This window comes from Nocardia asteroides, from assembly GCF_021183625.1.
Lineage (GTDB): Bacteria > Actinomycetota > Actinomycetes > Mycobacteriales > Mycobacteriaceae > Nocardia > Nocardia asteroides_A.
This window is the reverse complement of sequence record NZ_CP089214.1, coordinates 516,264-529,311: the sequence shown is the minus strand read 5'-3', so window position 1 is coordinate 529,311 and position 13,048 is coordinate 516,264. Positions and strand designations below refer to the sequence as shown.

10 protein-coding genes are annotated in these 13,048 nt (G+C 73.4%); 4 read left to right on the top strand and 6 right to left on the bottom strand.

Annotated elements, in window-relative coordinates; genetic code table 11:
* Nucleotides 1–25: 25 nt before the first annotated feature.
* Both LTT61_RS02705 and LTT61_RS02700 read right to left on the bottom strand, forming a co-directional pair.
* Nucleotides 26–1,339, bottom strand: coding sequence for a hypothetical protein (locus LTT61_RS02705; protein WP_233018325.1), 1,314 nt, complete (start codon nt 1,337–1,339; stop codon nt 26–28).
* The gene (locus tag LTT61_RS02700) at nt 1,336–2,607 is read right to left on the bottom strand and encodes a glycosyltransferase (RefSeq protein WP_233018324.1); all 1,272 of its coding nucleotides are present in this window, start codon (nt 2,605–2,607) and stop codon (nt 1,336–1,338) included. The genes LTT61_RS02705 and LTT61_RS02700 overlap by 4 nt, the downstream gene beginning before the upstream one ends.
* A 255-nt stretch (nt 2,608–2,862) precedes the next feature.
* On the opposite strand from LTT61_RS02700, the gene LTT61_RS32795 reads away from it, so the two are divergent.
* Nucleotides 2,863–5,022 (top strand): glycosyltransferase, encoded by a 2,160-nt coding sequence (locus LTT61_RS32795; RefSeq protein WP_332909223.1) that lies wholly within the window; start codon nt 2,863–2,865, stop codon nt 5,020–5,022.
* Here LTT61_RS32795 and LTT61_RS02685 read toward each other — a convergent pair whose 3' ends face one another.
* Both LTT61_RS02685 and LTT61_RS02680 read right to left on the bottom strand, forming a co-directional pair.
* On the bottom strand, nt 5,023–5,844 hold the full coding sequence (locus tag LTT61_RS02685) for an ABC transporter permease (protein ID WP_420094732.1): 822 nt from the start codon (nt 5,842–5,844) through the stop codon (nt 5,023–5,025).
* Nucleotides 5,841–6,806: an ATP-binding cassette domain-containing protein gene (locus LTT61_RS02680; protein WP_233018323.1), complete on the bottom strand. Its 966-nt coding sequence runs from the start codon at nt 6,804–6,806 to the stop codon at nt 5,841–5,843. Before LTT61_RS02680 ends, LTT61_RS02685 begins: the two co-directional genes overlap by 4 nt.
* 443 nt (nt 6,807–7,249) lie before the next feature.
* On the opposite strand from LTT61_RS02680, the gene LTT61_RS02675 reads away from it, so the two are divergent.
* The 3 genes from LTT61_RS02675 to LTT61_RS02665 are packed head-to-tail and all read left to right on the top strand — an operon-like array spanning nt 7,250 to nt 11,419.
* On the top strand, nt 7,250–8,668 hold the full coding sequence (locus tag LTT61_RS02675) for a condensation domain-containing protein (RefSeq protein WP_233018322.1): 1,419 nt from the start codon (nt 7,250–7,252) through the stop codon (nt 8,666–8,668).
* Nucleotides 8,665–10,101: a condensation domain-containing protein gene (locus tag LTT61_RS02670; protein ID WP_233018321.1), complete on the top strand. Its 1,437-nt coding sequence runs from the start codon at nt 8,665–8,667 to the stop codon at nt 10,099–10,101. The genes LTT61_RS02675 and LTT61_RS02670 overlap by 4 nt, the downstream gene beginning before the upstream one ends.
* Nucleotides 10,082–11,419 (top strand): peptide synthase, encoded by a 1,338-nt coding sequence (locus LTT61_RS02665; RefSeq protein WP_233018320.1) that lies wholly within the window; start codon nt 10,082–10,084, stop codon nt 11,417–11,419. Before LTT61_RS02670 ends, LTT61_RS02665 begins: the two co-directional genes overlap by 20 nt.
* A gap of 7 nt (nt 11,420–11,426) precedes the next feature.
* Here LTT61_RS02665 and LTT61_RS02660 read toward each other — a convergent pair whose 3' ends face one another.
* Both LTT61_RS02660 and LTT61_RS02655 read right to left on the bottom strand, forming a co-directional pair.
* Nucleotides 11,427–12,119, bottom strand: coding sequence for an alpha/beta fold hydrolase (locus LTT61_RS02660; RefSeq protein WP_233018319.1), 693 nt, complete (start codon nt 12,117–12,119; stop codon nt 11,427–11,429).
* Nucleotides 12,120–12,154: 35 nt separating this feature from the next.
* Entirely contained in the window at nt 12,155–12,985 is an 831-nt protein-coding gene (locus LTT61_RS02655; RefSeq protein WP_233018318.1) for a class I SAM-dependent methyltransferase, read from the bottom strand.
* Nucleotides 12,986–13,048: the final 63 nt, after the last annotated feature.

The window sequence follows — 13,048 nt, the reverse complement described above, 5'->3', positions numbered from 1 at the left end:
CCGGTCGAGCCCGGGTCGGGGCGGTTCACCACAGCACCCGCGGCACGCCCCAGCGGTCGAGCTCGGCCCCGAGCAGGGTGCGCAGGGTGCCGCCGGGGAAGTGTTGCTCGTCGAATGCCGCGACCGAGAAGGTGATCGAGCCGCCGATGCGGAGCAGCCAGGACTGCACCCCGTCGCCGAAGCGGTAGGGCAGCGCCGGGTCGACGCCCTGGGCGATGCCGCGGAAGGCGACGGCGCTCGCGGTCACCTCGCCGATGCGGGCGAGCTCGGCGGGGAAGTCGCCGAGATTCGAGGCGACGGCATCCGGCATGCCGGAGCCGGAGCTCACCGCCTTCACGACGGCCCTGGTGGGCAGCAGCCCGAGCAGCGGGGTGAGATGCACCAGGGGCGTGCGGTTTCCGGCGGCGAGCCGGGTGAAGGCATCCTTGCAGGCCCGGCGCAGCGCGGTGAGGTCGTCACCGGGCGCGGGGTCCCCTTCCAGCGGCACCGAGACGCCCGCGGTGGCGTTGCCGCCCTCGTCGCCGTCGGCGCGGGTGCTCACCGGGATGCCGAGCTTGAGCGGGCCGGTGTAGCCTGCGGCCCGCAGTGCTCCGGCGAGCACCGCGACGAAGAGCGTGTTCGGGGTGCCGCCGTGCGCGCGGGCCGCCCGCTCCCATGCCTCGGCGGCGACCGTGACGGTGGTCCACGCGGGGCGGGCCAGCGGGGCGCGCTCGTGTGCCGGTGTCCGAGTGCGGGCGATCTCCGGTGCGGCGGAGCGGGTTCGGGTGGCGGCGGCGGCCGCCCTGGCGACGCCGCGACCGGCGGCGCCGAGCACGCCGATGCCGTCGACGGTGTCGGAGAGCCCGCGCGGCTCGGGTCGGCGGGCCAGCGGGTCGGCGGCGGTTCCGGCCAGCGCGTCGAGCGCGGCGGTGACCATGGTGCGGCCGTCGGCGACCAGGTGCAGGGTGGTGAGCGAGAGCGCGTAGCCGCCGTCGTCGAGCCGGGTGCCGCGCAGCCGCCAGGTCGGGCCGCGCTCGGGATCGAGCGGCGCGCCGCCGAGTTCGGCTCCGGCCCAGGTCTCGACGGTGCCCGCGGGGACGGTGCCCGGATCGGTGTGCAGCACGGCGGCGTGCGGTTCGTGCTGCCAGCGCGGCCGCGCCAGCGGGGCGCTCGGGACGGTGATGCGGCGGGAGAGCACGCCGTCGGCGAGTCCGGCGGCGAAGTCACGGAGCGCTCGCTCGGCAGGCGGGCGCGGGAAGCGCCAGACCAGCTGCAGCACCACCGACCAGCCGAATGCCTCGCGGACGAACCAGTAGGTGCTGTCCTCCGGTTGCATCCGGGCCGCGCGCAGCGTCCTCACGCGCCCGCTCCCGCCGTCGTGCGGCGCAGGCTCGCCTCGAGGGCGTCCGCGCAGCGGGTGCGCGCCTCGTCCGGGCCGATCAGCCGGGCACCGAGCGCCCTGGCGCTCGCCGCGGTCTCCGGGGCGAGGACCGTGCGCAGCTTGTCGATCAGGATCTCGGTGGTGAGCCCCTTGGCCCTGGTCGAGGCGCCCGCGCCGAACCGCTCGCAGACCGACCCCCAGAACGGCTGGTCCGAGCCGATCCAGGCGATCAGGCTCGGCACCCCGGCCCGCAGCGCGGCCGCCGTTGTCCCGGCACCGCCGTGGTGCAGCACGGCTCGGCAGCGCGGGAAGATCAGTTCGTGGTCGACGCTGCCGATCGCGCGAACCGTCTCGGTCTCGGGTACCGGGAGGTCGTGCCAGCCGCCGCTGATCAGCGCCCTGACCCCGAAGTGCGCGCAGGCGGCGGTGACCGCGGCGACCGTGGCCGCCGGGTCGGCGATCGGCATGCTGCCGAAGCCGACGTAGAGCGGCGGGTCGCCGCGCTCGATCCAGGCCAGCAGCTCGGGGCCGGTGTCGGTGCCGATCCGGGCGCGCTGCTCGGCGGCCAGGTCGAGGAAGCCGGTGAAGGGCCGGTGCGTGCCCGCCCACTCCAGGGCCAGCTCGGGGCAGAGCGCGGGGTCGTAGACCTGGATCTCCGCGGCGGCGCGCGGGGAGCGTGGCGCGCGGCCGGGTGCGCCGAGGGAGCGGCGCAGGGCGTTCTGCCGGTTGCGGGTCAGCGCCCACATGACGGTCTCGACGGCCCACCAGCCCGCGGCCTTCGCCGGGCCGGGCAGGGCGGGGGAGACCCCGGGGACCGGGAAGGTGCTGCGGTTGGGGCGGATGGGGGCGTGCTGGAGCAGCACGCCCGGCACGCCGCGGGCGGCGGCGTAGGCGAGCCCGATCTGCTCGGTGACGAAGCCGGTGACGATGGCGTCCGCGCCGTCGGCGAGCGCGCCCATGTCCCGCACGCCCTGCGCCCAGCCCAGGTCGCGCACCTCGGCGAGGGCGCGCAGCCGCTGTCGTGGTCCGCCGCCGCGCAGCGCGGCCTGCACCGGCTCGGACTTCATGTGCGCCCTGGTGTCGTAGCCGAACGGGCGCGCGTCCAGCCCGGCCGCGGCGGCGAACTCGACGAGGTTGGGCGGGACCCCGAGCACCACGTCGTGCCCGCGCCGCTGCAGCTCCGCACCGGCGACCACGGCGGGCTGGACGTCGCCGCGGGTCCCGTTGAACGCGAGCAGAAACTTCACCGGATCTCCCTGCTGTCGGATCGACCGCACTGTAGGTGGTATTCGTTGCGGACGCCTGGTTCGGTTCGGCCGGATGTGATCAGCGCCATGCCCGCCGACCACCTCGGCAAACAGGAGATTCGCTTCGCCTCCCGGCGGGTATGGGTCGCTGTGAGAAGGAGCACCGGCACCTCTTCCCGCCGCGCTGCGCTGCCGAGCCCGTGGTTAGGCTGACGGTTCTTCCGTCCCGGTTCCGAGGTGCCAGGAGGGCCTTCGATGACTTTCGTGCTCGCGTTCTCCGGGAGCCGGGGCGATGTGCAGCCCGCGGTCGCGCTCGGCGTCGCGCTGGCGGGCGCGGGCCACGCGGTGCGGCTCGCGGTCCCGCCCAACCTGGTCGAGTTCGGCCGCGGCGCCGGGCTGGAGACGCACCCCTTCGGCGCCGACACCGGTGCGCTGCTCGGCTCGGAACTGGTGCGACGGCAACTCAAATCGGCGAACCCGCGCACCCGGCTGCGGGCGATCGCGGAGCTCACGCTGCGCGACGGCAGGCGGACGCAGCGCGAGCTGGCCGAGCTCGCCGCGGGCGCGGATGTGCTGATCGGCGGCAGCGCCGGGCAGGAGCGGGTGCTGAACGTCGCCACCGCGCTCGACATTCCATACCTGCCGGTCCACTACTGCCCACTGCGCCGCAACGGCGTGGTCTCGCTGCTGCCTGCGGACGGGCTCCCGCCCGCGGTGCACCGGGTCGGCTGGACCGCGCTGGAACAGCTGCTGTGGCTGGGAATTCGTGGCGCCGAGCGGACGCTCGCGGCGGATCTCGGGCTGCCCGCGCCGGTCGGCCCCGCGGCGGGCCGGATCGCCGGGGTTCCGGAGATCCAGGCCTACGACCCGCTGCTCTTCCCCGGCCTCGCCGAGGAGTGGGGTCCGGCCCGGCCGCTCACCGGCTTCCTCGGTCTCGCGCCCGAGACCCGCGCGCTCGTCGACCCGGGCACCGGTGACGACGGCCTCGACGCCTGGCTCGCCGCAGGCCCGCCGCCGCTGTACGTCGGCTTCGGCAGCATGACCGTCGCCGATCCGCCGGAACTGGCCCGCACGCTGGCCCTGGTCACCGCGGAGCTCGGGCTGCGCGTGCTGGTGGTCTCCGGCTGGGGCGGGCTCGACGGCACCGAGTTCGCGCCGCACGGCGACCGGATCCGGGTGGTGCGCAGCGTCGACCACGCGGCGGTGCTTCCGCGCTGCGTCGCGCTGGTGCACCACGGTGGCGCCGGGACCGTCGCCGCCGGGCTGCGCGCCGGACGTCCGGCGCTGATCTGCTGGCACGGCGCCGACCAGCCGCTCTGGGGTCGCAGGCTGCGCGCGCTCGGCGCCGGGACGGCCATCCCGGTCGCCGGGCTGACGCCGGAGCGGCTACAGTCCGCGCTCGTCGATGTGCTGCGCCCGGAGCGGGCGGCGGCCGCGGCGCGCGCGGCGGCAGCGCTGATCCCGCCCGCCGCGGCGGCGGAGCGGGCGGTGCGGATCGCCGAACGGGTGGCCGAGGTGGCCACCCGCCGATCGAGAGGGGATGCGGTGCAGGCGGGCACGCTGTCGGTGGTCGTACCGGCATACAACGAGGAGGAGGTGATCGGCGAGTGTCTCGACCGGCTCACCACCCAGCTCGGGGCGATCACCGAGATCGTGGTGGTCGACAACAACTCGACCGACAAGACCGCCGACATCGTGCGCGGTTACGCGGAGCGCTTCCCGCAGGTCGTGCTGGTGCGCGAGGAGCAGCAGGGGCTGGTGCACGCGCGTAACCGCGGGCTGGACGCCGCCACCGGCGCGCTGCTCGCCCGGATCGACGCCGACACCAGGATCCCGGCGCACTGGGCCGCCACCGTGGTCGAGTTCTTCGCCGCGGACACCGCCGGGCACTGGGCCGCGGCCTGCGGGCGCGGCGAGGCGTACGGGCTGCCCTACGGCGACCGGGTCGGCCGGGCCAAGAACCGGCTGCGCGAACGCGATCCGGACGGCGTGAAGCAGGTGCCGGTGCTCTACGGCTCGAACATGATCCTGCGCGCCGAGACCTGGGCTGCCATCCGGGGCTCGGTCGCCATGCGCCGCGACGTCTTCGAGGATGTCGACATGGGGCTCTGCGTCACCGAGATCGGTGGCCGCAACGCCTTCCTGAACAACCTGACCGTCGGCGTCGCGGCGCGCCGGATGGAGACCGGGGTCCCGGCCTTCGTCCGGTACATGGCCTGCCTGCCGCGCACCCTGCTGCTGCACAGGCGCTGGGGGCTCGCGGCCGGTGCGGCGCTCGTCTACGTGCCGTCCATCGTGGTCCTGCACGCGGCGCGGCTGCTGCTCATCCGCGCCTACGATCGTCGCACCGGCACCTACGGGCTGCGGAACATGCTGCGGCGTGGCGAGAACCACGCCGACCGGCCCGCTCCCTGATCACGCCTTGCGCATGTAGACCCGCACGGTGAGCGGGGCCATCACCGCGAGCACGAGCACGGCGCCGAGCAGCGAGGTCGCGATCTCGCTGCTCGCCCGCCCGGTGTCGGCCAGCGTGCGCACCGCGGAGACCAGGTGCGAGACCGGGTTCACGTGCGCGAACGCCTGCATCCAGCCCGGCATGGTGTCCACCGGGACCAGCGCGTTGGAGACGAAGGTCAGCGGCATCAGCACCAGCATCGAGACCCCCTGCACCGTCGACGGCTTGTCCATCAGGACACCCATCAGCGCGAAGATCCAGCTCAGCGCGAAGGCCACCACCATCACCAGCAGGCAGGCGGCCAGCAGCCCGGCCAGGCTGGCCGGGCGGTACCCCATCAGCAGCCCGACGGCGACGGTCATCGCCGTGGCCACCGCGTAGCGCACCATGTCGGCGAGCAGCGAGCCCGCCAGCGGCGCGATCCGCGCGATCGGCAGCGACCGGAACCGGTCGAAGACGCCCTTGTTCATGTCCTCGCGCAGCTTCACCCCGGTGCCGACCGAGGCCGCTATGGTGACCTGCACCAGCACGCCGGGGATCAGCGTCGGCAGGTAGCCGGTCACCGTTCCGGCGATGGCGCCGCCGAAGATGCTGGAGAACATGACCGTGAAGACCACCGGCAGCGCGATGACGTCGAAGAGCTCCTGCGGGTTGTGCCGGATCTTGAGCAGCCCGCGGCGCGCCATGACCAGCGCGTGGTCGACCGACCCGCGCAGCGAGATGCGGTTGGAGACGACGGGCCGGAGCTGAGCGCTCGCCGGCGCGAGCGGCGCCGCGGTCACACCGGCTCCGCGACGGCCGGGCGCCTGCTGCCGGTGATGGCGAAGAAGACCTCGTCCAGGCTCGGCTTGGCCAGCGCCACCTCGAGCACGTCGACGTCGCTGTCGCGCAGCGCGATCAGCAGCTCCGGGAGCCGGGCGTTGCTGATGGCGGGGACCGCCAGCCTGCCCTCGCCCGCGGAGACCGCGGCGGTGTCGCCGAGGAAGCGGTGCACCACCCCGATGGCGACGGTGAGGTCCGGGTCGGGCACCCGCAGGGTGAGGGTGGCGGTGCCGATCCCGGCCTTGAGTTCGTCGGCGGTGCCGTCGGCGACCAGGCGGCCGTGGTCGATGACCACGATCCGGTCGGCGAGTTCGTCGGCCTCGTCCAGATACTGCGTCGTCAGCAAGACGGTGGTTCCCTCTCGTACCAGATCGCGGACGGTGTGCCACATCTGCGCGCGGGTTCGGGGATCGAGTCCGGTTGTCGGCTCGTCCAGGAAGAGCAGCGGCGGCCGGGCGACCAGGCTGGCGGCCAGGTCGAGGCGGCGCCGCATGCCGCCCGAGAAGTGCTTGAGCGCGCGGTTTCCCGCGTCGGTGAGCCCGAACTCGTCGAGCAGTTCGTCGGCGCGGTGCTGTGCCGCGCGGCCGGAGCGGCCGAGCAGCCTGCCGAAGATGGCGAGGTTCTCCCGGGCGGTCAGCTCCTCGTCCACCGAGGCGTACTGCCCGGTGAGCCCGATCAGCGAGCGCACCGCGGTCGCCTCGCGCACCACGTCGTAGCCGAAGACCGCCGCGCGCCCGGCATCCGGCCGGGTCAGCGTCGCGATCATCCGGACCATGGTGGTCTTGCCCGCCCCGTTGGGGCCGAGTACCGCGCACACACTTCCGGACGGGACCGTCAGGTCGATACCGTCCACGGCCCGGAAAGCGCCGAAAGATTTGGACAGCCCCGTTGTTTCGATGGCGGGAACCGGGACGCCAGACATGATTACCCCCTGCTCGCTCGAGTGTCGGAATTAAAGTACTTCATTGCTCGAAATCGCTCGCGACACTGCGTAGCGCTGCGCCAGCATATGATCCGCAATGGGCTGGGGCAAAGTGCTGAGCAATCCGTGATTCGATACGCCTCCCACCCTGGATGGGTGAAACCGCGAGTTCACACAAAAGAAATTTTTGAACAGCCGACCGTAGCCAGTTCGATCGGCCCCGAAACCACTACCAGGCAGTATGTCCGAAAATATTGATGGTGATGAAGGCCACTCGGGGTCGGTGAGAGGGTTCCGGGGTGGTCCCCCTACGCTGACAACGGTGTGCGGATCAGGTGTCGGCACAGGGGCTGCAGAGTAGCGATTTTCGAAACAAGGGCTTTTTACGTACATTCTCGTCGTTGTCAGCATGCGGTCAGCAAAATGAATGGGGCGTCTTCCAGATGGAATTCACAGAGCTTGCCGACTACCCGCTGCCCGCGGGCACCCTCACCGAATGGGTGCCCGCCGTACCGGGTGATCCGTGGCGTCCGGACGATCGGCCGCTGAGCTGGATCCACGAGGAGCACTGCGCCCGAAGACAGGCCGATTCCGGACCCGGTTCGTGGCTCGGCACCATCTTCGAGATCCCGGATCGCTACGACGAGCAGGCACTGCGGGAGACGCTGCGGCGCTGGATCGCCCGGCACGAGACCTTCCGCACCACGGTGCGCCCCGGCGCCGAGGGCGCCCCCCTCTGGAACCGGTACGGCGTCCGCGCCGACGAGGTCGACGTCACGCCGCGCCACGTCGGCGCGCTGCGCACCGGAACCCGCGTCTACCAGCACATCACCGACTTCTTCGAGGCCAGGCTGGCGCCGACGCGCTGGCCGCACTGCCTGCTCGCCACCGTCACCGACCCGGTCCCCGCCCGCCCCGGCGGCGGCTTCCTGCTGGTCTTCGGCGCCGACCACTCGGTCATGGACGCGTACTCGATGATGCTGGCCATCAGCGAGATCCAGCGCCTCTACCGCGAGGTGCGCACCGGCGAGCCCGCCGCGCTGCCCGAGGTCGGCAGCTGCGTCGACTACGGCGGCATCGAGCGCGGCTACGGCGACGAGCTGACCCCCGCGCACCCGGCCGTGCGCGGCTGGCAGCAGTTCCTGCGCCGCTGCGGCGATCGCTTCCCCGGCTTCCCGCTCGACATCGTCTCCCCGCGCAGGCCGACCCCGGGCAGGCACCAGAGCGGCCTCTCCGCCTGGTCGCTGACGGCCGAGAAGGCCGCCGCCTTCGAGGCGCGCTGCCGGGCCGCCGGCCACTCGGTGCAGACCGGTGTGCTGGCCACGGTCGCGGCGGCCACGCGCACGCTGGCGGGTACCGACACCCTCGACTTCGCCATGCCCATGCACACCAGGCAGCAGCCGGGCGACGTGCACGCCATGGGCTGGTACGTCGGGCTGGCTCCGGTGCGGATCGAGAGCGCGGGCGCCGACGGCTTCGACGCCGTGCTCGACCGGGCCGCCACCGCCGTGCGCACCGCCCGCCCGCTGGCCCGCTACCCGTACCCCCGGGTCGCGCACCTGCTCGGGAATCCGTCGGTGCCGCGCTTCGTCGTCTCCTACCTGGACGTACGCGCGGTCCCGGACGCCGCCGAGTGGCGCCGCTGGGCGGTGCGCCCGCTGCGCAGCGGCGAGACCTCCGACGACGAGGTGTACTTCTGGATCGCGCGCTCCCCGGACGGCCTCGCCATCTCGGCGCGCTTCCCGAGCAACGAGGTCGCGGCCGCCAATGTGCACCGCTTCATCAACACCGTCTCCCAGCTGCTCGGCGCCGTCGCCAGCACCGGCGAGCTGCCGGTCCCCGCCATGGCGGTGCGCGGGTGATCATCACCGCCCTCGCCAACTGGAACCCGCCCGCGGGCAGCGTGTTCGAATGGCACCCGGCCGGTCCGCCGCGGGCCGAGCCCGACCCGGGGCGCGCCTCCTTCCTCCAGGAGAACCACGTCCGCGGGGTGGCGGCCGGGCAGCACGCGGGCCGCGAGCACCACGCCTACCTGGCCACCGCCACCGAGGTGGCCGGTGAGCTGGAGGCCACCGCCATGAGCCGCGCGGTCGAGCGCTTCTCCCTGCGGCACGCCGGGCTGCGCACCTGGCTCGAGGTGGACAACGGCGCCGTCACCAGGATGCGGGTGCCGGAGAGCGCGGTCGCCTTCGAGGTGCGTCCCATCGGGGAGACCGAGGGCGGTGCGGCGTTCCGCGAGTACGCGCTGGCCCGGTTCTCCCGCGAGGCGATCGTGACCTCGTACCCGGGATTCGCGGTCGGCGCGGTGCGCAGACCGGGGTCGTTCACGCTGTACTACGGCTGCGACCACGCGCTCAGCGACGGCATCTCGCAGGCGCTGGTGCTGCCCGAGCTGCTCGAGCTGTACCGGGCCGAGGCCACCGGGGCCGCGCTCGGCCCGTTCACCAGCACGCCGGCCGGTGGCTTCCCGGAGTACGCCGCGGCCGAGCACGCGCTGGCCGCGGAGTTCGGCCCGGAGAGCCGGGAGATCGCCGAGTGGCTGGAGATCGTGCGGCACAACGACGGCGCGCTGCCGAGCTGCCCGGTCGATCTCGGGCTCGCCCCCGGCGAAACCGCGCCGATGCGGCCGATCGAGTTCGACCTGCTCGACGCCGACGGCACCGCCGCCTTCGATGCCGTCTGCAAGTCCGAGGGCGTGCGCTTCGTCGCCGGCGTGCTCGCCGCGGTGGCCGTCGCCGACCTGGAGATCGCGGGCAAGCCGGACTACTACGGCATGATCGTCACCAGCACCAGGGACCGCGGCGACTACCTGCTGTCGCAGGGCTGGTTCTGCAATTTCGCGCCGGTCGCCTTCCCGGTGCGCTCGGCGGGCACCTTCCGGGAGCTGCTGGCGCACGCGCACGCGGGCTACGAGCGCGCGCTGCGGCTGGCGGCGGCGCCGGTGCAGTCGGTGATCACCGCGCTGCTCATGTCCGGTGCCGACCCGGCGAAGGTGGCGGCGAGCCCGAACATGCTCTCCTACATCGACTTCCGCCGCTTTCCCGGCGCGGGCAGCTCGGAGTACGAGCACGGCATGCTCTTCACCGGCGAGGGCGCGACCGGCAATGCCTCGCTCTGGATCAACCGCGACCGGCGCCACCTCTACCTCGGCTGCCAGAGCCCGGGCACCCCGGCCGCCCAGGCGGCGCTCGCGCCCTACCACGCGCGGCTGCGCGAGGTCTTCGCCGAGGTCGCCAGGGACGGTGATCGTGCGATCCGCCCGCGGGAGGTGATCGGTGCGGGTCACCACCGCTGACCGCTTCGCCCCCGCGCCGGGCACCTTCGTCGAGTACCGTCCGGAGTCCGGGCCGGGGGAACGCTCGCCGGTCCCGCCGTCGTTCAACCAGGCGGTGCACCTCGCCGGGGGCGGGAACATCTGGCTCGCCGCGGTTTTCGACGTGCCCGGCCCGGTCGACCACGCGCGGCTGGCCGGTGCCTACCGCGCGCTGATCGCCAGGCACGGCACGCTGCGCAGCTCCTTCGAGCCGGGCCCGGTCCGGCTGCGGCACCCGGTGCCCGCGGTCATGCACCGGCTCCCCGGTGTCCCGGTGTCGGCGCTGCCCGCGCTGCTCGACGAGCGCTGCGGCGCCTTCGGGCACCCGTCGTACCTGCTCGGGGTGATCGACCGGCCGGACGTCGCCACGGTGCTCTGCGCCTTCGACCACGCCCACGTGGACGGCTACTCCATCGCGCTCGTCATCGACGACCTGCGCCGCCTCTACGATGGCGAAACCCTGCCGCCCACCGGCGATTTCGTCGACCACTGCGCCGAACAGGCGCGGCTCGCGGTGGCGCCGGACGACCCGCGGCTGCGCGGGTGGCGCTCCTTCTTCGGCCCCGGCGAGGTCCGGCCGCCGGAGTTCCCGCTGGACCTGGGCGTCGCGCCGGGGGAGACCGCGCCGCAGGCGGTCGAGCTGCGCGTGCTGCTCGACGGCGCGGGCGCCGAGCGCTTCGACGAGTGGTGCCGCGAACTCGGCGCCCGCCCGTTCGCCGGGGCGCTCGCCGCGCTGGCGCACGCCACGCACACCGGCGGCGGCCCGGACCGGCTGCGCCTGGTCTTCCCCATGCACACCAGGCACGACGAGCGCTGGCGCGGTGCGCTCGGCTGGTTCACCACCAACGTGCCGGTCGAGATCCCGGCCCTGCCCGACCCCGCCGCGGCCACCCGGGCCTCCGCCGCCGCCGTGCGCGCCGCCATCCCGCTCGGCACCCTGCCGCTCGGGGCCGTGCTGCCGCACCTCGGCGGGCTCGCGCTGCGCCGCGGCGACATCTTCATGGTCTCCTGGATCGACTACCGCACGCTGCCCGGCGCCGCGCACCACGACGCCATCGGCGCCAGGCACATCTCGGCCGTCGGCCGCGCCGACGACGCCCAGTTCTGGTTCTCGCGCACCGATTCCGGGCTCGCGCTGCGGATCAGATACCCCGACACCGCGACCGCACGCGCCACGATCGCCCGGCTCACCGCCGATCTCGCTAAGGCGATGACCGAACGCACAGCCTCGGCACCGGCAACGAGTTCGTCGAAACAGGCTGTGCGGAGACCAATCCCGGCGGAGCCCGTCGCTCCGTAGCGCCGCTTCACGTCCCCACGGCCGCGAGTTCTTCCAGTACGGCGATAAGGCGGTCGGGGCGGTGCAGGTGGACCCAGTGCCCGGCGCCGCTGACGTCGTACCCCCTGACGCCGACGGGGAGCCGGTCCAGGCGGGTCGGGATCTCCGCGCGCAGGTACGCGCTCGGCACGGTGAGTGCGGCGAAGGCGTCGATCGCGCGGAACCCGAAAGCCGCGGCGACGACCCGGCGCGCGTCGGAGTGCGCGACAGCGGCGAGCCGTCGCAGGACACCGGCTCGGTGCTCGGGGGCGTCGGCCGCGGTGAAGGTCGCACGGACGAAGGCCCGCAGCAGGGCGGGGCCGATCGGGGTGTGCAGGAGCGCGGCGAAGAGGCTCAGCGCGGTGCGGATCGGCGCGGGCACCAGAACCGGTGCGTCCACGATCACGACGGCGACGACGACGTCCGGATACATCCGAGCGAGTTCGAGGGCGACGACTCCACCCTGGCTGTGACCGAGTACCAGGTACCGGGTGAACCCGGCGGCGCGGGCCGCTTCGGCGACGCGGGCGGCCTGACCCGCGATCGTGAATTCGCCGTAGATCGGGTCGAGGCACAGGTGGGGGCCGTGGACCCAGCCGCGGGCCATGGCGTCGAACTCCCCGGCGTGCCCGGCCATTCCCGGAACGAAGACGACGGCGGCTCCGGATGAGGGAGTGGACAAGGTGGTACTCGCTTTCCGGTGGCAGTGCGCGCGGCTCAGGGGCGTGCGGCGGTGATGAGCCAGGTGGCGGAGTCGAAGCGGATTCCGTCTTCGGTCCGGTGTGCTGTGATCGTGGCGCGCAGCGCGTCGAGTGCCGCGGCGCGCCGATCGGGTTCCTGGCCGTCGAGCATCCGGCCGAAGAACCCCGCCAGGAAGCGGTGGGCCTGCTCGACGGTGCGACCGTAGGTGGTGCTCTCGCGCAGGCCGGTGATCCGGATGTCGCTGAATCCGGCGTGGTCGAGCAGCGCGGTGACGTGGTCGGGGTCGCTGAGCGAGAACGGGCCCGGTACGCCTGCGGCGGGTTCGGGCGGCTCGAGTCCGGTCAGCGCCAGGGAGAACTCCCGGAGCCATTCCTGGTGCTCGGGGCGCTGCCAGGTCAGCAGGGCCATGCGTCCACCGGGGCGCAGGCCGCGGCGCAGGTTGGCGAAGGCGGCGTCGGGATCGTCGAAGAACATGGCCCCGGTCTGGCTGATCAGCACGTCGTAGCACTCGCCGAACGGGTGGATTTGGGCGTCGGCGCGTTCGAAGGCGATGTTGGGCTGCGTGGCGAGCCGGCGGGCGACCTCGATCATCCGGGTGGAGAGGTCGACGCCGAGCACGCGACCCCGGGACGCGGCAGCGGCGGCGGCTCGGGCACCCGCGCCGGTGCCGCAACCGACATCGAGGACATGGTGGTGCGGTTCGATCGCCGCGGCCCTGTCGAACGCGGGCTGGTAGCGGTCGAGGACCGCCTCGAAGATCTCGTGGTTGGCAGCCCAGTACGCGCCCTCCTCCCCGTCCCACGCAGCCACCTGCTCGGCGTTGCGCGCCGCACCCACTCCGGCCATCCCGGTATCCTTCCGCTCACGGATACTCCCAATGGGAGTACTCTCAATGAGAGTAAATATGAG